Origin of the sequence: Erythrobacter sp. QSSC1-22B, assembly GCF_001678665.1 — a bacterium.
Classification (GTDB): domain Bacteria; phylum Pseudomonadota; class Alphaproteobacteria; order Sphingomonadales; family Sphingomonadaceae; genus Qipengyuania.
Window position 1 is genome coordinate 340,718 of sequence record NZ_LZRP01000003.1, and the last position, 21,724, is coordinate 362,441.

The window sequence follows — 21,724 nt, forward strand, 5'->3', positions numbered from 1 at the left end:
TTACCGAATACATTAATTTGAGCACATGAAGCCTCATGTGCGGCATTCATACAGGAGATAACTATGGATCAGGAACTGAGCACAGACGAAGCAAAAACTAAAACCGCCGAACTTCTAAACGTTGATGAATCTGATTTAGATTACATAACTGAGGAGTACCTTCAGGAGGATGCCTCCGAAATTCCCGACGATGACAAAGGCGAATTTCGTTCGTGGTATGGATGGGATATGTCATACGGTAGCCGTAACGGCCGACCAACCTATGAGTTTAGGTCTAACTCCAACTGGTCGCTACCAGTCTGTGGCGCAAAAAGCCGGTATTACCTCTACCAGCATAACCATGACCACTCTTCGACCGGTCAGCGTTGTACATCGCACAACAATAGCGCGGTTCTCAAGTTTACGCTGCGCCGTTAGCCGGTATCTTTAACCTCTTACGGGTGTTCTGCGCTCAGGGCCTTCGGGTCCAGCGCGCAGTTCATACGATCAGTCGTCTTCGGACGGCTCGATCTTCTCGATGAGGTGAAAGCCTATCCGTCGGGGCTTTTCCTCAACCTTCGGGACTGCGGTTAGCAGTATGCTCATCTGCGTGTAATGTTGAAGAAGCTGCATCGGTTTGCCACGCTCGTTCTCACCGTAATAGATGAGCATATCTGGCCCCCAATATCCTACGTCCACAATGTGCATGACACTTGTATCAGGCGTCGCCACGAGGCGGAGACCAATCTCTTCTCCCTCGGACAAATCAGCCTCAAAGTCATTTATCTGACGAGCGATGCGCTCATAAGCCCAGTTTGCAGGTGCTTTTGGGATGTGAAGCTTCGGGATTTGAACCTCGGGCGCTGTTATTCGAGCGAAGGTGTCGTTCATGTAGTTTCTCCGAAGTGTTGAAAGAAGACCTATCAGACACTGAGCCGTTCCGCAGCGGCAGAAAATACGCTGAAAAGTACACTTATAGCAGCCGTCAGCCTTCCTGTATTCGCGGTTAAACTGCCGTATCTGTCAATGAAATATGGTAGACGCACTTGGGCTCGGATCTAGGATCCGTTGATCAAGAGCAAGGTTCCACGTAGTTCACAATCCGGGAATTTGCGAGTGCGCGGTCGCGGCAATGACTGCTTTCCGGGGGCGGCTAGGACTAATTGCTATGACCGATATTGGGTCGTTTGCCGACTGGCAGGTTTTGGCGCAGGATCGCAGCAAGCAGCCAGTCCGGTTTCGGTAGACGCTCGCCACTGCGCGAAGGTCCGAAATTGGGGTGGCTAGCAGTCATTGATCACGAAGCTTTCGGCGGTCATGGTAGTCTCTGAAATAGGAGAACATATGCCTGCCGAGACAAAGAGGCCGTGGTTCCCAGTGAAGCGTTTCGGATACGGCGTTGGCCTTCCTATCGCTTGGCAAGGATGGCTAGTATTGCTGACATACTCGGCTGCCATGATCCTGTCCGGTGCTCTGCTTTCAAAGCTAGCCTTTGTCATCACGGCCTTTCCGTTGTCAGCCGCAGTTGTTTATATCGCCTACACGCGGTCCGATGGTGAATGGCGTCACCGAAACGGCGAGTAAAAACGCCCACCCTCGGGTTCGGTTACTGGGTCGGCACCTGAATGGCAGGAAATCTCGGCGATCTGGAAAAAGCCGCCCTTCAGCTAGCGACCCAAATGCGGTCATGGGATGGCCTCTCTCGCTTACCAAAACCGGCCGCTCGTTTTGCATGCGCCTTTCGCTGGCAAATAGGCCGGTTGCAGACAGTCCGCTCCGCGCGCCTGACTTATGGAAAGCGGCCATCTCCGCCTGAGCGTGAAAGCGACTGTCTATTTAATCAGCAGGTCGCTGGTTCGAACTCAGCAGAGCTTACCACTCATTTACCATCGGCTTGAAACGGGAAAACCTCGGAAGTCTGCCGCTCCAGCAGTCTAAGTTAGGGGGCGATCCGGGTTAATAGCAGGCAAGAGAAAGGGCGCGGGGATTTCTCCGCCGCGCCCTCTCAGTAATTCGAATTTGTCAGGCGGTGGCAGTTGCCGCTTTCTTCGTCCCGCCGGCTTTTTGGCCCGGCTTTCTCCCCAACCCAATGCTCTTGGCCATCGCGGCGCGCTGCACGCTGTAATTTGCGGAGACCATCGGATAATCAGTGGGGAGGTTGAAGGCTTTGCGATATTGCTCCGGTGTGTAGCCGTAAGTGCCGATATGCCTTTTCAACGTCTTATACTGCTTCCCGTCGATCATCGAGATGATGTGGTCGGGATTTGAGAGGCTTTTGCGGACGGTTACAGCGGGTTCCGGCTTAGCTTCCGTTTCTTCGGGCTCTTGGCCGAGGGTGGAAAGGGTGTCGTAGACGGTGCGGATTAGCGCGCCCACGTCATCGGCGGACATCGCAGCACCTTCAACATTTGATTCTACAATCTGTGCGGTAAGCTCAAGCAATTCATTCTGTTGGTTCATTGGTATTCCCTTCGCGGAATAACCTAGTCATCACCCCGCCGGTTTTAAAGTTTGTTTCCTGCAATATTGCCGGAAATTTTCGCAAGTGGTCCAGCGGTGCGTGGCAAAAACGGCAGGTTCGGGCTCGCACCAGAACCATCGGAATGTCCGAGAAGAGGCCGCATTATTGCCGAGCGGGCCGATCAGCTCAACATCCGCTTTTAACGTAAATCCTTCTAAAACCGGACTGGAAGCTTCCCACCCCAATTGCGGCCATCCGAGGCCTCACCGGACGGCGCCAAAAGCCGACATAGACCACTAGCCGACCGCAATGGATCGGCACTCATACCTGCGGGCTGATGAGCGGAAATAAAATGGTTATGGTGCTGGTATCGCTAGGACTCGCTTTTGAGCCCGTTGGATCGCGGCGCGACTGACGCCGAATTCTTTGGCCAAGGCTCCAAGGGAATAGCCTTCCAAACGCCTTCGCACGATCTCGTCCTGTTGCTCTGTGGTAAGCGTGGGAGGCCTGCCCAGCATTTTCCCTTCCGCTTTGGCGCGATGGAGCCCGGCCTGGGTTCGTTCGACCAAAAGATCCCGCTCGAACTCCGCAACGGCTGCGATGACGGCCATGGTCATCTTACCAGCCGCGCTGGTCAGATCGACGCCGCCCAATGCGAGGCAGTGCACACGGACGTTCTCCTTGGCGAGCAACTCGACGGTGGATCTCACGTCCATTGCGTTCCTTCCAAGACGATCGAGCTTCGTAACGATCAACACGTCATCCCAATCGAGGCGTTCGACCAACTTTTTGAAGCCGTTGCGCTGCATGGCCGGAACGGAACCCGAGACAGTTTCAGCTGTGATCCGACGCGGCTCGATGCGGAACCCAGCGGCTATGATTTCGCGGATTTGGTTATCGGACGTTTGATCGACGGTGCTGACGCGGCAGTATGCGAATGTGCGCGACACAATCGACCTCCTGTATCGAAAACGTAGCTTGAAATATCGGCTGTATCGAGACTAATGTCAAGCTAAATTACGTTACATTACAGGTGGTTGTATCGGAAACGCTCCATTTTGAGCCAGCATAGTTCTGTGCCTCAGAGCTAGGCCTTCGGCTTGCCACGGGTGCGACCCGATCGGAACGTCTTCGAATGTTTGAGCGGTTTTGCGCTGGCGTGCTGCGCCTGGCCCCCTAGCGCCCATTGCCAAGCCCCTTTTGGTTGCGCTTGAAGCTAACTCCTCATTGGTGTTCCTGCGCGCTCCCACGGCCCCGACTCTGAGCGATTGTTGACGGCACATTACAAGGTGTCTGGCGGGCGCTGCCTGGAGGGGGATGAAGCGGTGGTAAAAAATCTGCCCGGTAAGCGGCTTGGTTGCGGTCCCTATTTTCTCATCACATTCTTCAGTGGCATCCTCTCCAATGTCGCGGGTAAGGTGCACGAAGCGTTTGATACGCCAGGCCTGGCTATTGCGGTTGGGGTCGTTGTTGGGGTTGTCGGTGTTTATGTGGGCATCGGGCGGGCCAAGGACACCGGCTCGACGGGCGCGATTTATGTCTTGCTGATCGCGACCGCTATTTTTATCGGCACTATTGCTTACGTGCAGATAGCAGGCGAAACCACTTTCACTAGTTGGATTGGGATCGGCTCGCTCGTGGTGCTTGTGCTGTTGCACATTGGCTTAGTTTTCACAGGTGGCACGGTCGGACCCAATCAATTTGGCGAAGACCCACGCGGGAGTAGGGCTCGAGACTAACGCATTCATCTTCCAATTCTGCACGGGTGCGCCGCGTCGAGCGGGCTAGTCGGTCTCAAAAGGTACGATCCGCTCTGAGGCCGGTTTTCCCTTTGAGCACTAGGTGCACAGTCCCGGCACTTCGTTGTCCAGTTGAGCCCGACGACCGCGACCGACCAAGGTCCTTTACCGAGTAGATCAGCTGCAGGCGGTGCGCTGGCCACGGTTGGAGAAAAGGCATCCGGTAAAACACTCCTGCGCCAACTTGGGCGTTTTTGAGATACGAGAACATTGAGATGCCAGATCTAGTACTGTCCCCAGAGGACTTCGAAGACATCGACCAATCCGTGCATTGCCAAGTTTGTCTCGAAGGGCAGATTGGTCGTGCGAGGCGCGCCCTCGATACCTACGTCAAGAAAGGTAAGCTCACTGAGGTGGACGCTGTGCGCAATCTGCTGCTCGACCTCATAACTTTGTGCACTTCCGAGGCCTATCCCGAGAACTTCGTCCATGACCTTTTGTGGGCCGTTCACGGGTATGAACTCGGGGAAGTTAGCTAAGGTCACTCGTGAGCGGTGGTCCGGTTGGGCTGCCGCTCACTTTTTCTCAGCCGCAGAGGTCGCAACGCCAACCGCGACAATCGCAGCCGCTTCGAAACTACCGGGTCGTCCGGTTTGCGCCCAATGCCGGTCATTCCCGCTCTCCTGCCGAGCGCCTGAAAGCGGACAAGATTGCCAATCGGTCTGGGTGGCCGGGTCTGGGACTTGTCTGCCGTTCGAAGGCGAAGTGCAGAACGGCGTGTTTCGCGAAAAGGCGACGACGAGCCATTATCAATCCTCGCGCACATCTCAGAAGGGGCGGTGGATTGGCCCACACCAAGCTCTGACCCCCCCGCAGCTTGCTTTGCGATCGAAATTCTGTCGCCTGCGACAAAACCTCTCAGAAAAATTGTATATACATATCATAAAACCGATTGACGGGACATTTCATCTGTAAGATATCAAGATATCACAGCGGAGAGTGAAATGGACCTTCCCACCCTTACCGATATCGACCTCAACCTGCGGCACTGCCTGCTGCTGAAGGCCGACGACCTGTTTTTCACGCTGGCCCAACCTCAAAGCAGCCAAATGCGCGACAGCTTCCTTGGCCTTGAGGTCGAAGGCCTTGCAGATGAAAACCTGTCGGCCGACGAGATCCGCTCGATCAACCTTGGCCGCTTCTCCATCGCTGAGCGAATCCAGCTGCTCCACGCCATGCTCGCAAATCGGCATCTATCGCTCCATGAGCCCAACACGCCCGATACCGAGGATGCCCGGAACGACGCGCTCCACTTCGTTGAGCACTTCCTCTCGACCCTGCCGACGGTCGCGCTCGGTGGACTCGACCTCACCTCCGCACGCAACCGCGAAGTGCGCCAGGTCTGGGAGCTTGCTGGCGCATGGCTGTCGCTGATCGAGATCATTGACTGCGCCTTCTATGAAGACACGAACTGGTTGCTCACCGTGAGCGATTTGGCGCTTCTGTCAGGCATCGATGTCCGGACCCTTCGCAACCTGTGCGGTCCCAGCAAGACCATTCGCACTCAAGCCACAGGGGAAGCCAAGCGAACCCCTTCAGACGCCAACGTCTTCGTATACCTCAACGGGACCGATGCACTCGACTGGCTGCGCTCACGCAAGGACTTCAAGATTGCGCCCATCGATACCGCTTGGATCACCCGGTCGCTTGCAAAGGCAGACAAGCGCAATGCCTCGCGCGGCCTTCTGATCTCGGCCATCTTAAATCTGGGGCCGCTGGAGCGCATTGCGCCTGCCATCGACATCACCGTCGAAAAGGCCCGGGCCTGTGCCAATGGAGAAGGGGAACTCTCAGCCCACTCATTCGAGAGACTGGTTCATCTCCTCACGGTCGATCCGACCCCTATCACACAGGACAGCGATACCATGAAGTACATCGCCGATCTCTCGCCGCCGACCGCAAGCCTCCACAAGCTTCTCATGAACGATCCGCGCGTCGAGGAACACCCCAAGGGACATTCGCAGTATGTCCTGCGCTACCGCACCAGGACCGGTCACGAGATCGCGGTCGAGAAGCGGGTCAAGACGCCGCTTCTCTACTTCACCCGCAGCCTCGCTGACGACCGGCTCACCGGGTTCGATCTCGAATACGTCCCTGCCACGAAGGGAGGACGCAACAGCAACCTCAACACTCTAGAAACCTTCCGCGCAAAGCCTTTGGCTTGCCTGCGTGTCAACGAGCTCGAAACCGCACGCAAGGCGCTCGATGCCTGCGTGAGCTCCTGACATAAGGCAAGCTGCTCCCTCGTAGACAGGGGAGCGAGCGCAGCCGGCGGTCGCGTATAACACCGGCAGTTCAGAGACGGGGGCCCAATCTTTCTCCCTGAGACCGATCCCCAGACGCGAGGGCACGCGTGACAGCTCGGAGAGACGGCAACCATCGACGCCATTACTGGCCCATCACCGTCATCTCGGCGCGAAATGCGAAGAGGGCCTTTCCACTTTTTCGAGGAATGTCATGGAATTCTCCGCACCAAACTTGCTGGCCCAGCTGCTTGCCGCCCCACACCGCCACACTTGCGAGGCCCCTAAGGACGCGCGTGGGCTCTATGGCCTGGTCGATCATTTGGGTTATTTGCGTTACATCGGCTCGACCAAATCTCCGGGGCAGACCTTCTACAGCCGAATCCACCAAAAACACCGGAGCGGCTCGGAGCATCTCAGCCATTATTTCTCGACCATGTACAACACCGGCAGGATGTGGCGACAGCGGCTCGACCGAGCCACCGAGGCCGATGGGGGCATCGCTAAGAAATTGCGCAATGCCTTTGTCGCCCGCCATTGCCGTGCGGTCTGGGTTGTCTTGCCCGACACTGCTGACATCGGCCGGCTCGAAGCCGAGGTGATCGCCATTGCGCCTGCCGAAACCACCGCGTGGAATGGGCACAAGACCGCAGTTTACGATGAGCCGGTGGACTTGGTCGACGAAACTATCCGCCATCTAGGCTGGGGCGAGCGGGAAATGGCAGCTCTCGAGCGTCAGCGCCAACACTCGCTTGCGCTTAGCGGGGGAGTGGCGAACGCGCGAGCTACCTATGCGCCCGAAGCCCATTTGCCGTCGTTCCCCAAGGGCCCGTTCCGATTTGTCGCGCTTGATGTCGAAACCGCTAACAACGACCGTGGCAGCATCTGCCAAATCGGCGTTGCATGCGTACGCCACGACAGCAGCATTGTCTCCTGGAAGACATATGTAGACCCACAAGTACAGGAGTGGCGCTTCACCGACCTGCATGGCATCAGCGCGCATACCGTCGCGGGTGCCCCGGTGTTCACCGAAGTGATCGCGGTACTACGCGAGGCACTGCAAGGACTCACCGTGTATCAGCACTCCAGTTTCGATTGCGGTTCGATTACTGCCGCTTGCCAGCAAATTAGGGTGTCGCCGCCAGCTTGGAATTGGCGCGACAGCGTGCAGATAGCGCGAAAGGCCTGGCCGGAATTGCAAGGTAACGGCGGCTATGGCCTTGCCAATCTGAAATCGGTCCTGTCGCTGAACTTTGTCCACCATGATGCCGGCGAGGATGCCCGGGCAGCGGCACAGATTGTGCTGCTGGCTGAGCAGGTAGGTCGGGGTTTGACCATCAGCACGTCACCTAGGCTACCATCCGGGCCAGTGTCGGTTCGCCTAGCTGTCGCTCACGCTTCAGCCTTGGCACGAGGAAGGGCTGGCACCCATGTCCTTGGCGAGGTGGAGATCACTCAAGCGAATGTCGATAATTCGCATATTTATCTGCGTGGCTTCTTCGATCAGTTCCCATCCGACGCCATCGGCGGATCCAATAAGGCCTCCATCGCGCCGCGACAGGTCTCAGTCGATTATGGTGGCGACGCGCCAGTGATGACGGATCTCGATGGTTCGAAGAAGTTCTTCAGAAATCGGTCCTTGGCTCGTGAGTTTTTTATGTTCCATTCCGTTCGGGCCGGTGACTTTGCGGTGCTAGAACGGCTCGCGCCGTACCAATATCGCCTGCGCCTGCGTAGATCATGACCTACTCGACAGTCCGCTCGCACACGATGATTTGTTGACCTGATGGTCAATTTGAAACGGCGTAGGGCAAAATGAACCAACGACTGGTGCACTGGCCCGAGTCCATGCCCTGAACGGCTAGATTGGCGGCATTTGCATCCCAGACGCAGCGGCAGGAATCAGAGTGGGCTGACGTTCATAGTGCCTGCTGGTAGCGACTAGGTCTGGGTCGGCAGCTGCCGTTGCCAATTGGCGGACTGGACGGCAGCTTTCCGCTTCTCGCCGCCCGGAACTTGCCATTCAGCAAACGGCCCAAAAAGCGACACCGTGGACGTAAGTTGCGGAAGGTGGGCACCTTCCGCAACTCATATTTCAATCCCAATTAATCGGTGGTCGCTTGCGGATCAGACCAACTGTTAGACTCGAAAAAACAAGCGCCCCACATATCGATGAATGTCCACACATCGTAGAAGCCATTAGGCGCGTTGCATTTACCGATCAGCACGGTATGCCAAGAAGTCCAGTCGGTGTCTCCGTCATTCAGGAACATTTCGACTGATCCATCGCATACCCGCAAAATCCCGTCTTCGTGTAGCCTTCTCTGATCGCTAACGGGTTCATCAAGATGAAGAACGCCGAGGCCGCAGAGCGATCCATGATCGAGCGGGTGGCCCCCCAGAAAGATACGAGTGAATGGCTGGATCGTTCGATGGTCCAGAACAACTGCAAAGCGCATCCCGACGCCGTCGCAAACCAGATAACTATTCTCCTCGGATCCTGAGAATAATCCGCGCGGCGTGTCACAGGTCAGTCCCATGGAGGACGAGAGACCTCGACCTGCGCTTTCCAATGGCTGAAAAATTGAATGCATGGTCATGGTGTATTCCCTTGAATGAACCGAGCGAAGCGTCGGCTTTCAAGGTTTACGGGTTGGGTTCCTCCGAGAAGGCGGGGCCAATCGAGCGCAACCCTGACGCTCAAAATTAGATTTTTCCGGGCCCCAAAAATTAGATTTTTCGGACCTTATCCCTGCTTCGCTTTGATGCGTGCCAGACCGACCAAATCGGTGATCTCTTGATGGACCGTGGCAGCCGACCGGACCGCATGTCGCACCGGCGTAAGTGCCGCTTCGAAGTTTCCGCTCTCGAACGCCTTGGCCAAGGCATCGGCTTCGACCTTGATGCCCAGCAGCAGGCGCGTCCTGTCGTCACGGAGTTCGAAACCCTGCTCGGCAAGCTTGGCCAACAGCTGCGGGCTAGATTTCAAGCAGGTATCGATCGGCGTCAGTCCGTTGCGGAATTTCAGCTCAAGACACATCTGCGCAGCGCCAGCACCGACTGCAACAGCAATCCAGCTGTGGTCATGCACGTCCTCAATGATGTCGCCCAGCTCGAGCCAGGCATCACCACGGGCCCGGCCACGGGTGCATTTCCAATCCGGCGAAGTGATAAAGAGCTCCCACTCCGTGCCATCAACCTCCCAGGTGTCATGCGCAGCCTTGCCTGCCACCTCGCCAATCTCGGTCATGAGACGTTCGCTCAGCGGACCGGTCGCCGAGATGTAGGACTGCTCGATCTCGCCGATGGTTCGGACGATCTTTGCGGCAGCCTTCGCATCGGGTTTCTTTTGGACACACGTCTGCTGTTCATTGGAATCCATGCCATATTCTCCACTATAAATTTCATGAAAGAATGCGAACAAGTTCGGCGCACTGTGAAAATCTGGCGCCGACTCGACCGCAATTCAAATCTAGTGGATGTCGACTTTCCAGTCAATAAACAGAGGAATTTCAACAGGTTAGCTGGGCCGATTGACTCCTGCGGGTTGACGCGGACCGGTTTGCAGGGGAATTGAAGATATGGACCAGCAGATCGCACCAGCCCCAAATGAGACCCAATGGATTTCAGCTAGACGGGCGGTAGACTACCTCTCCCAGTTTATCTCATTTGATGAGGCAGAAGAGGCCATACTGCAGGGTATAAGGACCGCAGCCCTCACTATAAAGGCCGACCTTTATGTACAGGAAGCTCATGTCGGGGCCACCCTAATCACGAGTGTTGATAATGCCGAGCCTTCGATGCTGAAGCGCCACATTATACCAGACATGTACATTCGAGAGCAATCATTTTGTAAAACACATGCTACTATGCTTCCAAGGGTATTAAAAAAGGACGAGTTTTTCTCCAAAATTGATGGATGGGAAATCGCAACCGAAGAAATCTCGTGGGACGAAGGGCGAATTTTGGCGTTGAGGCCCACGAAGATGAAACCTTATGGTGAAGGCAGGCTGAAGATCTATAACAATAAAAAGCGCCCAACGGTTGAAGTCGCTTCGCATGCGCAATCAAGACGCTTCATAATTGGATTAGCACTTAGAAATACAGAAATTGCTCAAATACGATTAAACAATAATTGGAGTATAACGCCACTTCTCCAAATTCTTGATGGACCGGACCAAATGGCGGAATTAGGAAAAACGTCGACGCGGGGCCACGTTGCAGTTCCACGTCCCGGTACAAATCGCAGTTATCAAAGCGGCTCCGAGGCTACGGTTATGAGCGAGATACTTGCTGATATTGAGAATGGCGTATTTGTCCAAAAGCATGGGGAGCCGATTAGAACCTTAAAAAAGGCTGCCTTTGGAGAGATATTTGAAAACCTGCTTTCCGAAAGAGGGATCCCGGAATTATCTGAAAGTACGGTAAGGAGACGAGTAGATAGGGTTTTCGGCGAATACGATTCGTGGAAAAAACGGCAGCGCTAATGACGTTTGACCAGTCTTGACGTTTTTTGGCCAATCTTGACCATATGACCCAAACTGAGCCGACAGACTGGATTCAATTCGGCAAAAGCCTCTCATCGCTTCGCAATCACGCCAGCGGTTAATTGAAGAGGTACAACAATGAACCAGCATATTTTGTCCATCACGGACACCCGGGCATACCTGGGTGGGCTCGGCAAAACTCGCGTTTATGAGTTGATCAAGGAGCGCCGTCTGACGAAGGTCGTAGTTGGGCGTCGCACTTTCGTGACCAGGGCCAGCGTGAAGAAGCTCATTCGCGAGGGCACGACCCCGTAAGAAACGGGCGATTCAAAAGCTAAATACCGAGTGATGCTTCGGACTCACTCGTAGTGTTCACTACACCAACCACAACCAACCCATAACCCACCAACAAGCCACCAATCAGCCTCCTTATGGGGCCGATGAAGGTCGCCTGCTGTCTGGGAAAGACAAAAGGAAAATTCAATTATGAAAAAGTCGCCTGAATCCAAGCGTATCGGGAAAACCAATTCCACGAAAAAGCCCAAGGCCAAGGTCAATCCAGGAAAGCAGAACCTGGCCTTGCGCTTTCCCGATGGGGAGCCGCCTGATCCGGGTTCCCTCTGGGATTGCGAAACCGTCGAAGCTCCCCGCATCTGGCTGGAACGGGGATACCAGCGGTTCAACTACAAAGAGTTGAAGGGGATCGAACGGCGGACTCTGCCTGATGATACCCGGGGCAAGGTCGATAAGCTTCTTTTCGATCCTAGCGCGACGTCAGCCCTCATGATGGCCAACACGGATTTGATGCTGATGGCCTTCGATCTTCTCGCTGATTATTTTCAAGCTATGGCGATTGCCGATCCTGAGATGAAATTCGCTCTTGTCACCATCATCGATGGCGAAGATGGCACTTCTCTGGATCGTCCAACGATCAAGCTTGGGACCTCACAATCCAAAGCCGGAAAAACGCTTAAGTCCCTGGCACCGGAAGGGGGGTATTTTGCTGTTACGGAATCTTCTTTCTTCAACAGCAAGCGGCACGAAACTGGCGGGCGGTTTGTTCAGCCCCACACTCATGCCGTACTCTTCACCCGTGATGTTTCGAAGTTTGCCAAGGTGACCGCAAAGCATACCCTCCGGTACTCTTCCAACATAACGGATGCAGAGCCCATCGTCATCAAGCCTGTTGCGTCGAATCCGGCTAATCTGGCGCGGATGGCGGCCTATGTGTTGAAGGCGCCGTATAAGGCCTGCAACTGGTGTCCGCCAAAAGACGGCAAGAAGGGCTTTATGAACCACAGCGAAAAGGGTGATCGGAACATCCGCTACTTCCGGATGGCACTGCTCCGCATGATGCTCACGTTCGAAGATTGCACCTTCGCATCGGGCAAAGGGCGCGAGATCCGTACCACCTTGATCAAGGCGCTGCGGACGTTGGCCAGCACCAATGTGATTTGCAACGGGCGGGCTCTTCACCCTGATGCGATTCCGACATTCGTGACCGAGATTTCTAAGCAGCTCGGGAAGGATCGCTGGGCATTGCCGGTGATCGAACGGACATAATAAGATGGGGCGGGTAATTTACCCGCCCCATTTTAATCAGGCAGGCCACCCGAACAATACGCCGACCACGCTGCCATGAGATCCCGCCGCTTTTCAAGGGCCCGCCCACGACGGTAGGCCCTTTCCGTCGCCGATCCGATGGTATGAGCCAACGCCAACTCGACCTCTTCACGGGCGAACTGAGTCGTCTCGCCAGCCCAGTCTCGGAAGGTCGATCTGAATCCATGCACGGTGATGTCAGGTTGTCCCATCCGCTTCAGCAATTGCGCCAACGCCATGTCTGACAGATGACCGCCACGAGGCGCTGGGAAGACAATATCGGTCGGTCGGTCATCGGGACCCGCTACGGCCATCAGAACGGCCGCTGCTGGCCCGCTCAGGGGCACTTGGTGAGCTTCACCAGCCTTCATGCGGCTACCGGGCACAGTCCAGATCTTCGCTTCCAGATCGACTTCCGACCACGTCATGCCGCGGGCCTCGCCGGACCGTGCAGTGGTCAGGATCGTGAATTCAAGGGCCCGAGCAGATAGTGCGGGTCGCGTTCGCAGCTCGGCCATGAACGCGGCAATCTCGACGAACGGCAGAGCGGCGTGATGTTTGACCTCGGCTTTGCTCCGAGCCGGTAACAACAGATACAGATGACCACGGCCACGGGCCGGGTTCTCACCGGTCCTGAGGCCCTTGGCCTTGGCCGCATCCAAAACACGTTCGATCCGACCTCGCACCCGAGATGCCGTTTCTGGCTTTGTCAGCCAGATCGGCTGCAGGGCGGCCAGCACATGCTCCGTGTCGACGTCGGTGACGGGCAGATCGAACAGCGTGACGGCATAGGTTTCGAGCGTGTTGCGCCATTGCTGGCGATGCTTCGGGTTTCGGAAGCCATCCTCGATGTCATCGATAAACTGCATCGCAAATTTACCGAAGGTGATCACCGGTTGCGCTTGCTGAGCCGCTTCATCTCGCACGGCGCGTGGATCAATGCCCTGCAGGGTCATAGCGCGAAACGTCGAAGCTTTCTCACGCGCCTGAGCGAGTGACACATCGAAAACCGAACCCAGGCCAAGCTCGATCCGCTTGCCATTCAGTCTGCCAATATAGAACCAAGACCGCCCAGATGATCGCACACGCAGATAGAGACCGGCCCCGTCGGAATAAATTCCGGGTCGGGAAAGGCTCGCAACCTGTTTCACATTGAGTTTGCTTCGCGCGCGCGTGGCCATGTTGGCGACGAGCTTAGCTGACCAATATACCTGCGCAAGCCATAAGTTTAGCCATAAACTTGGCAGCGGTCTGCCGCGAACTTTCCCGAACTAAGCCGAACGTGGCAAACCTATCGAGCGGCAAAGCCTCGTTATTTTTCAGTGGTTTAATCTGTTCGTGGTGGTTCGCGATCGTCCGCTGAAAAACAGCGTCTGGCGGAGACGGAGGGATTCACAATAAGGTGGTATATATCTGATTCCTAACTTTATATGAGCCTCCCCTATCGGTATATACCCCCATTCATACCCCAACTTTTTTGTCGGCAGATGTCAGCTTCGCGCCCCAAACATTGCCTTTCCCTGTGCCTCGCCTTGATCCCAAAAGCAGTCGATCTTTTAAGAGTGGTTATGCAGAAGCAGCGGCCATTGTGCGAAGGGCTTTCCCGCCGAGAGCCACTGATTAAAGCGTGAGCGGGCCGTGCTGGATATGCGGCAGCACATGGCGCGCGAACAAATCTGCTTCCTGCATATGCGGATAACCTGACAGAATGAACGCCTCGATCCCTTCGTCCTGGTAGGCGGACAGCTTGGCCCGCACCTGATCGGGAGTGCCGACGATCGCCGCCCCGCAGCCTGATCGCGCACGGCCGATGCCCGTCCACAGGTTTTCTTCGACGAACCCGTCACCATCAGCCGCACTACGCAACTCCTGCTGGCGCTGAACACCGTAGTTCTTGGCATCCAGTGACTTTTCGCGGATCGCGCGACCGGCCTCGACATCCAGTTTTGACAGCAGCCGGTCGGCATAGGCGCGAGCCTCATCCTCGGTTTCACGAACGATCACGTGGGCGCGGTAACCGAATTTGAGCTTGCGCCCGAACCGATCAGCCCGCGACCGCATATCAGCAATATTCTCGCGCACCTTGTCCATGGTGTCGGGCCACATCAAGTAGACATCGCAGGCTTCGGCAGCGCACTCGCGAGCCTCGTGGGACAGCCCACCGAAATAGAACGGCGGGCACTTGCCAGACAGCGTGGTGATGCGCGCCGGATCAAGTTCAAGTTTGTAGAACTCGCCTTGAAAGTCGAGATGCTCGCCATTTAGGAGTGTGCGCACGATTTTCATGATCTCGGTCCCGCGAGCATAGCGCGGGCCACTAGCGATGCTCTCGCCCGGCATGTCAGAGGAAATGATGTTGACGTTGAGCCGCCCCCCAGTGCCCGCAGCATTGGGGCCAAGGATGCGGTCGAGCGTGGCGATGCGGCGCGCCAATTGCGGCGGCCAATCTTCGCCCATGCGGGTTGCCCAAAGCAGCTTGATACGCTGCACCTGCGTAGCAACCGCTGCCGCGAACACTGTCGTATCGAGACCTAACTGGTAGCCCGACGGCAGCAGGATATTGTCGAACCCGCCCTGTTCGGCGCGCAGCACAATGTTGCGGCAATGCTCCCAGCTAGATTGGAGATACTTGTCAGGAACACCGAGAAATTCGTAGTCATCGTCGCACAGCGCCGAAAACCATGCGATTTCGCATTGTCGTGTGTCAGTCATCAAGGAAGCCTCTCTCCACGTGCGGCAACCAACACCGCGTACCAATCCTGTCGCGTCCAGCGTACCGCAAGCGCCTGCGCGCCCTGGGCAATACGCTCGGGATTCTGCGAGCCGATGATCGGGATGATCCCGGCGGGATGTGCCATTAGCCAACTGTAGGCCGCTACCGTGCGCGAGACGCTCTGCGCGTTCGCCACTGCGTCAAGCGCTCCTGCCACCGCCTTATCGCGCGCGCTTTCAGGTGCAGCCAGCCGGCCGCCGCCGAGTGGTGACCACGCCATTGGGGTAAGGCCCAGCATCATTGCTTGCTCGAGCTCACCATTTTCAAAACAAGTAATCCGGAGCGGGCTGATCTCAGGCTGAGTCGAAACCAGCTTGTGGCCGAGAAAATGGTTGAGCGCTGCGGTTTGCTGGGTGGTGAAGTTTGACACACCCAATGTGCGCACCTTGCCCGAAGCAACCGCATCATCAAGCGCGCGGGCGACTTCCTGGGGGTGGATTAAAATATCGGGTCGGTGAATCTGCCACAGGTCAACGCTGTCGACCTTTAATCGGGTCAGCGAAGCGTCGATCGCCTTGCGCAGATAAATCGCGCTCTGATCATAGGGTAGCGGCGGTATAATGCCGCCCTTGGTCGAGAGCACCATGCGGCTCCGCAGGCCCGGCTCTGCCGCCAATACATCACCAAGTAGCGCCTCCGCATCTCCGAATCCGCCCTCGCCATCGAAACCATAGATATCAGCGGTGTCAAGAAACGTGATCCCGGCATCCAGCGCTGCGTGCACCAGCTGCGCCGCGTCTGCCGCGGTGCGGCCATTCTCGGCAAAACGCCACATGCCCCAGGCGATGGACGAAACGACAATGCCGCTCGTACCCAGGCTGCGCGTCGCGGGCGGTGGGGGCAATTCACTCATCAGAAATTCCTCTGCGGCGGAGCAACAGAGGCGCGCTCCACAAGTTCATGGGCCAGACGGCGGTGGGTGATATCTCCGCCGGCGATAAGGATGCGGGCGGCAGTGCGGGCGAGATCGGCCATCGGCTGGCGGATGGTGGTGAGCGGCGGCCAGACCGTGCGCGCAAGCGTGGTATCATCGAACCCAGCAACCGAAAGTTCGATCGGGACAGCTATACCGCGGTCATGTGCGACTGCCAGGACGCCTGCTGCCATATCATCGTTTGAGGCAAAAATTGCCGTAGGGCGCTCTGACAAATCGAGTAATACGCGCGCGCCCTGCACCCCAGAATCGAAGTCGAACTCGCCCTCGGTCACCAGTTGCGGTTCAAATGGAATGCCCACCCGATCAAGGGCGCGGCGGTAGCCGAAAAGACGGTCATCCGAAGCCATGTGATTGGCGTGGCCCCGTATAAATCCAATGCGACGGTGCCCGGCATTTATCAGGTGGGTAGTCATGTCATCGCCAGCCTGCGCGTCATCCATGAACACAGAACTGGTCAACGCATGGTTGGTCCCAGGCGAAATGCGCACAAACGGCACATCCATCGTCTCGAGCGCACGCAGCACCGGATCACAATCGGTCACCGGGGAAGATAGGATGATTCCATCCACATGGGTTTCGCTCACTAACCCGCGCACTTGATCGCCGACGCGCGGATCGGCCACATCGACTGGTTGGGCCAGCAGGCGAATGCCGCTTTCGTTGCAGACCTCCCAGCAGCCTTTCTGAATTTGGAACATGTAATAGGGGCTGTGATTGTCATAGATCAGCGCCACCTGATTAGACTTAGCACCCGACAGGATGCGTGCCGCCACGCTAGGGCGATAGTCGAGTTCGGCCATCGCCCGCTCGACCTTCTCACGCAAGGCGACGCTGACATAAGGATGGTCATTTAGAACCCGGCTGACGCTTTTGACTGCTACCCCGGCGCGCGCGGCGACATCGCGGATATTGGCCCGGTCGCTCATGCGGATAACGCTCCTGCTTCGGCCAGCCCTGCAAACAGGCCGGCAAAAGCGCTATCCGGGCGGAAAAATACTGGTGGTTGACCCAGTCTTGCGGCCACCTCGTGCCAGCCTGGCCCGAACGCTGCGCCTGTCCACACATGCTGCCATACCTGCGCAGCTTCGCCCGGAAGGTAAACTCTTCTGCTCACCGCTCCGGCTTCGATAACCGGGGCCACCATTAGATCGGCACCATACAGAAACTGATTCTGGATAGTGAAGGTCTCCCGATCCTGCGGATAGTGCAGAAACAGCGCGCGCTGGGCGGGCAGGCCGCTCGCTTGCGCTTCTACCACCAAATGCGCCAGGTAGGGCGCAAGGGCGGCGTGCGTGCGACTCCAGCGAACAAAACCAGCGAGCTGTTGAGGCGTGCTATCGATCTGGATGTTGTCGTCAGGCCGATTGCCTTCGTGCGTGCGCATCACCGGGCTAAATGCACCCAGTTCATACCAGCGCAGCATCAGTTCGGTGGTGCGGGTATTGCCGAAAAGGCTGGTATAGCCGCCAACATCCGAATGGCTAAAAGCATTGCCGACAAGGCCCGATGACAGCGCGGCGGTAATCACAGTGCCAATGCCATCGTGTCGGCTGAAATCGACCGATTGGTCACCGGCCCACAGCAGGGGGCAATGCGTCTGCACTCCGGTGTGCCCGGCGCGCATGAACCACAACACATCACCTGTCCGCCCGCGCGATTCGACGGCGCGTGTATTTACCTCGGCCCAGCGTACCGGCCAGCGATTATGTTCCTGCATCGGGTCGCCGGCGTACAGACGCAAATCAACCGGCAGGTACTCGCCGAAATCGGCCATCCAGCCATCCAGCCCGAAATCGAGCATCCGGCGCCCGATCACCTCTTCGGCGAACCATTCAGCAGCGATGGGATTTGTGAAATCGACAACGCCCGCATCGAACTCCCCGAAATCCACCAGATAAGGCGCGTCGCTGTCCAACCGACGCGCGAAAAAGCCCTGCGCCGCAGCCTCTGTATATAACGGGCCATCGGCTGCGAGGTAGGGGTTCACATAACCGAGGAAGCGGATACCGCGCGCTTTCAAAGCCGCGATACGTTGCGGCAGACCGGGATAACGCTCGGGATTCCACTGCCAATCCCAGAACAATCGACGCCCGAAGCTGGTCTGGCGAATGCCGACCCAATCCTCGCACCACAAACCCGATACCTCTGCACCTGCATCGAGCAAGCGCTCGAGCCGGTCAAAGCTGCGGGTCCCGTCCTTGAGGCCAACCACCGCCCCGCCCAGCGCCCATGCGGGCAGCGGATGGCGCGCACCGAACCGCGCGCCCAATTGGCGAGTCAGTTCGGCAGGCGCCCCGGCGTACAAATCAATAACCACTTCGCCTGACCAAACATGCACCCGCAGCCGCCCCGGCTGGGTTGCATCCAGCTCACAATATTCGGCATTGGTGAGGGACAGGGCCCATCCTGCCGAGCAAAGGACACTCGGTTCAGGATAATTGGTAGTCCAGTAATCGCCTCCGCCAAAGGAGCCATCGGCGCTCGCCTCATCAGTCAGCGAGGTACCCGGTTCGCGCCCGACGCCCGGCTCGCTAGTCCAAATGGGAAATTTGCGGCCATTCAGCGCCAGATAACTCATTTGCTCTCCGCCGCCCCAGAGCACATCATCCACGCCGATCTGGAAATCCAGCGTCATGCGATTTTGCGGAGTCAGGGCCTTAAGGCTGAGCCGCCCGGTATTCGGCGAAACGTGCAAAGCCATCCTCGCTGCGCCGTCGGTGCTGGCAAGCTCAACCTGCTCGTCATCAAGCACTTTGCACTTGGTGAGCGAAGACGCGCCCAGCGGCGCATCTTCCAAGCGGAAATTTCCGCGTATCATCGTGATCTTGGGATCCCCGAACCCGAGCATAATGGCAGGCGCGGCTGATCGGTGACGGAGGATACTCATCCCGCCCAACAGCAGAATAAAGCCGTCTTCATTTGCAGCCAACTGCAACGCCAATACCCTGAACTCCCCTCTTTGACGGTTTATGACACCGCTTGACACATTGAGACATAGAGCGCAACAAAAGCGTTCAAAGATCGACCGCAAGGGCGATGATCTAACAGGTCGTCAAAATGAGTTGATCAGGATGGAGGGGAGAGAAACATCATGTCTGTCAACACCCGAATTACGCTTAAAACGCTTGCCGTTTCCGCTAGCTCGCTGGCGCTGATGCACGCCGCGCCGGCAATGGCGCAGGTCGAAACCATCATAGTAACTGCACAAAAAGTCGAAGAAAATGTGCAAGACGTACCGATTGCTATCACCGCGGTTTCAGGCGACCGGCTGGATCAGGCGGTAGTTTTCTCCCTCGAGAATATCTCAACCGTCGTGCCGTCGGTAACCTTCCGCAAAGGCACCACCAGCGCCAACAGTGCGATCGTGATGCGTGGAGTCGGCACAATCACATTCTCGGTCGCGGCCGAACCCAGTGTGTCCACCGTTGTCGACGGTGTGGTGTTATCGCGTTCAGGCCAAGCTTTTATGGATCTGGTCGATATCGAACGGTTGGAAGTGCTGCGCGGCCCGCAAGGCACGCTGTTCGGGCGCAATGCCTCCGCGGGTGTTGTGAATATCGTATCGCGGGGCGGCAGTGACGAATTTGAAGCCGAGGGCCGGGTCGATTGGTTCGAAGGCGATGAATGGCGGCTGCGCGCCGCCCTCGCTGGCCCGCTGGGTGAAGGGCTAACCACTCGCGTGACTGGTTTCTACGGCAGCTTCGATGGCAATATCACGAATATCAACGGCGGCCGGAACCAACAGGTCAACGGCTACGAACATTACGGTGCGCGCGGGATCCTCGATTATGAAAGCGGCAGCAGCGACCTGCGACTAATCGCAGATTATTTCCGTGCCAATGATGATTGCTGCGCCGATGTGACGGGGGTGAGCCGCGGTCCAGTGCTCGATGCCGAACTAGGCCTGCCGGGCGGCTCCGCTCTGGGTGTTGAACAGCGCTTCATCAATCACAACCTCGTAACAGAAACGCGGGACAAGCAGTGGAGCATCACCGGATCGGGCAATTTCGACCTTACCGACACCCATACGCTTAGCGTGGTGCTGGGCTATCGCAACTGGTTCAATCGAGAATTGCGCGAAGGCGATTTCCTGCCGCGCGCGATCGTCGGCACCGCCGGGTTGCACGATAATGGCGAAGTGCGCACCGAGCAAGTTTCGTTCGAAGCGCGTGTTGCCTCGGATCAGGCTGCACCGTTCTTCTATCAGGTCGGCGTGTTTGCTTGGCAATCAGATAACAGCCAGATCTTCACCCGGCGCAACATCACCTGTGCCCGATCAACCCTTCCGGTCGATCCTGCTACGGGCGCAAGGCCCTGCAACGTAGCTGACACGGTCAACACTATCTTCCCAACCGCCACCTCGTTCAGCGATGTCACATCACAAAACTTCGCAGTGTTCGGTCAGGCGACCTACCGGTTCACCGACCAGTTTTCGCTGACCGGAGGGCTGCGTTATACTTTCGATGATCTCGAATTCACGCACACACGCGCACCGGGTATCAACGCAGTAACCGGATTGCCCGCGACTGGGCCAGGTGTATCGGGCAACCCGGCGGGTGGCAGGATTGTTAGCGGCGGCGATGGCACTAACACCTCGTCCGGTTCGACCGACACCGGCAACCTGTCAGGCAGGGCGGTGCTGCAATACGAGCCTAGCAAAGATGTAATGCTCTACGGCAGCTACACGCGTGGTTACAAGGGCCCAGCGTTCAACGTTTTCTTTAACCACACCGCCCCAACCAATGCGATTCCTATCGAGGAGGAACTCTCCGACGCTTTCGAAATCGGCATCAAGTCTCTGTTCTTGGATCGGCGGGTGCAGCTGAATGTGGCAGCCTTCAGCGTCGAGTATGATGGCTTCCAAGCGAACAACTTCGTACTGCTGAACGGTGCGGTGGTGTCAAACCTGACAAATGCAGGGACGGTTAAGAGCGAAGGATTCGAAGCAGATCTGGTAATTGCGCCCATCAAAGGGCTAAACTTCCGCGCCAGCGCGGCCTATGCCGACGCACGCGTCAAGGAATTTAATCCCAACCCTGCGACCAATGCGCCCGATGCTCGCAACGGCACGCAGCTGCCGCTCGCGCCCAAATTTGTCTACACGATCGGTGGCGATTACGAGACCGATGTGGGCGGCTTCCGGATGTATCTGAACACCGATTATCGCCACACCAGCCGCCAGTTCTCCGACCTTGGTGAACAAGGCGTCATTGATCCCTATGGTATCTGGAACGCATCGATTGGATTTTCTGATTCGGAAGATATGTATCGCCTGACGTTCCACGCCCGCAACATCACCGACAACAGCTACGTGCTGCTCAATGTGTCGGCCGGGCAGCGCTTGCAGATCCCGCGTGATGCCGACCGTTACTTCGGGGTCAGCCTACGCGCACGCTTGTAATGGAGCACCTTCCGGCCGCAATATGAAGGAAGGACCGCCGGA

General features: G+C 56.9%; 18 protein-coding genes. 7 read left to right on the plus strand and 11 right to left on the minus strand.

Translation table 11 applies throughout. The features are described 5' to 3' along the window. Window positions 1–63 precede the first annotated feature (63 nt). Window positions 64–417 (plus strand): hypothetical protein, encoded by a 354-nt coding sequence (locus tag A9995_RS16605; protein ID WP_145916854.1) that lies wholly within the window; start codon window positions 64–66, stop codon window positions 415–417. Between the two features lie 69 nt (window positions 418–486). Here A9995_RS16605 and A9995_RS07600 read toward each other — a convergent pair whose 3' ends face one another. From A9995_RS07600 to A9995_RS07610, 3 genes are all read right to left on the minus strand, one after another. Next, complete coding sequence (locus A9995_RS07600) at window positions 487–870, minus strand: DUF6173 family protein (protein ID WP_067610933.1); 384 nt, start codon at window positions 868–870, stop codon at window positions 487–489. Window positions 871–2,001: 1,131 nt separating this feature from the next. Continuing rightward, complete coding sequence (locus A9995_RS07605; protein WP_067610935.1) at window positions 2,002–2,439, minus strand: MucR family transcriptional regulator; 438 nt, start codon at window positions 2,437–2,439, stop codon at window positions 2,002–2,004. Between the two features lie 357 nt (window positions 2,440–2,796). Continuing rightward, on the minus strand, window positions 2,797–3,390 hold the full coding sequence (locus A9995_RS07610) for a recombinase family protein (protein WP_067610937.1): 594 nt from the start codon (window positions 3,388–3,390) through the stop codon (window positions 2,797–2,799). A gap of 318 nt (window positions 3,391–3,708) precedes the next feature. Between A9995_RS07610 and A9995_RS07615 the strand changes: the two genes are divergently transcribed. Then, window positions 3,709–4,179 carry a DUF805 domain-containing protein gene (locus A9995_RS07615; RefSeq protein ID WP_168157356.1) on the plus strand — a complete coding sequence of 157 codons (471 nt, stop codon included), beginning with the start codon at window positions 3,709–3,711 and terminating at the stop codon, window positions 4,177–4,179. Between the two features lie 284 nt (window positions 4,180–4,463). Here the strand turns inward: A9995_RS07615 and A9995_RS17025 are convergent, their stop codons facing one another. Continuing rightward, window positions 4,464–4,670: a hypothetical protein gene (locus tag A9995_RS17025; protein WP_168157357.1), complete on the minus strand. Its 207-nt coding sequence runs from the start codon at window positions 4,668–4,670 to the stop codon at window positions 4,464–4,466. Window positions 4,671–5,183: 513 nt separating this feature from the next. Here A9995_RS17025 and A9995_RS07625 point away from each other — a divergent pair. Then, entirely contained in the window at window positions 5,184–6,464 is a 1,281-nt protein-coding gene (locus A9995_RS07625; RefSeq protein ID WP_067610943.1) for a hypothetical protein, read from the plus strand. 232 nt (window positions 6,465–6,696) lie between these two features. Further along, complete coding sequence (locus A9995_RS07630) at window positions 6,697–8,226, plus strand: exonuclease domain-containing protein (RefSeq protein WP_067610945.1); 1,530 nt, start codon at window positions 6,697–6,699, stop codon at window positions 8,224–8,226. 361 nt (window positions 8,227–8,587) lie between these two features. On the opposite strand, the gene A9995_RS16610 is transcribed toward A9995_RS07630, so the two are convergent. Both A9995_RS16610 and A9995_RS07635 read right to left on the minus strand, forming a co-directional pair. Continuing rightward, window positions 8,588–9,082 (minus strand): hypothetical protein, encoded by a 495-nt coding sequence (locus A9995_RS16610; protein ID WP_145916855.1) that lies wholly within the window; start codon window positions 9,080–9,082, stop codon window positions 8,588–8,590. A 146-nt stretch (window positions 9,083–9,228) separates the two neighbouring features. Next, on the minus strand, window positions 9,229–9,864 hold the full coding sequence (locus tag A9995_RS07635; protein ID WP_067610947.1) for a hypothetical protein: 636 nt from the start codon (window positions 9,862–9,864) through the stop codon (window positions 9,229–9,231). A gap of 199 nt (window positions 9,865–10,063) precedes the next feature. Between A9995_RS07635 and A9995_RS16615 the strand changes: the two genes are divergently transcribed. Then, window positions 10,064–10,969 carry a hypothetical protein gene (locus A9995_RS16615; RefSeq protein WP_145916856.1) on the plus strand — a complete coding sequence of 302 codons (906 nt, stop codon included), beginning with the start codon at window positions 10,064–10,066 and terminating at the stop codon, window positions 10,967–10,969. A 486-nt stretch (window positions 10,970–11,455) separates the two neighbouring features. Further along, window positions 11,456–12,532, plus strand: a complete 1,077-nt coding sequence (locus tag A9995_RS07640) for a hypothetical protein (RefSeq protein WP_067610949.1) — start codon at window positions 11,456–11,458, stop codon at window positions 12,530–12,532. 32 nt (window positions 12,533–12,564) lie between these two features. On the opposite strand, the gene A9995_RS07645 is transcribed toward A9995_RS07640, so the two are convergent. From A9995_RS07645 to A9995_RS07665, 5 genes are all read right to left on the minus strand, one after another. Further along, complete coding sequence (locus A9995_RS07645; protein WP_067610951.1) at window positions 12,565–13,752, minus strand: site-specific integrase; 1,188 nt, start codon at window positions 13,750–13,752, stop codon at window positions 12,565–12,567. 439 nt (window positions 13,753–14,191) lie between these two features. Then, a complete protein-coding gene (locus tag A9995_RS07650; protein ID WP_067610953.1) occupies window positions 14,192–15,283 on the minus strand; it encodes an LLM class flavin-dependent oxidoreductase in 1,092 nt (363 codons plus the stop codon). Next, window positions 15,283–16,197: an aldo/keto reductase family oxidoreductase gene (locus tag A9995_RS07655; protein ID WP_067610955.1), complete on the minus strand. Its 915-nt coding sequence runs from the start codon at window positions 16,195–16,197 to the stop codon at window positions 15,283–15,285. Before A9995_RS07655 ends, A9995_RS07650 begins: the two co-directional genes overlap by 1 nt. Then, a complete protein-coding gene (locus tag A9995_RS07660; protein WP_067610957.1) occupies window positions 16,197–17,207 on the minus strand; it encodes a LacI family DNA-binding transcriptional regulator in 1,011 nt (336 codons plus the stop codon). The genes A9995_RS07655 and A9995_RS07660 overlap by 1 nt, the downstream gene beginning before the upstream one ends. Then, the gene (locus A9995_RS07665) at window positions 17,204–19,222 is read right to left on the minus strand and encodes an alpha-glucosidase (RefSeq protein ID WP_067610959.1); all 2,019 of its coding nucleotides are present in this window, start codon (window positions 19,220–19,222) and stop codon (window positions 17,204–17,206) included. The genes A9995_RS07660 and A9995_RS07665 overlap by 4 nt, the downstream gene beginning before the upstream one ends. Before the next feature lie 150 nt (window positions 19,223–19,372). Here A9995_RS07665 and A9995_RS07670 point away from each other — a divergent pair, with 150 nt between their 5' ends. Then, on the plus strand, window positions 19,373–21,682 hold the full coding sequence (locus A9995_RS07670) for a TonB-dependent receptor (protein WP_067610961.1): 2,310 nt from the start codon (window positions 19,373–19,375) through the stop codon (window positions 21,680–21,682). The last annotated feature ends 42 nt before the right edge of the window (window positions 21,683–21,724 follow it).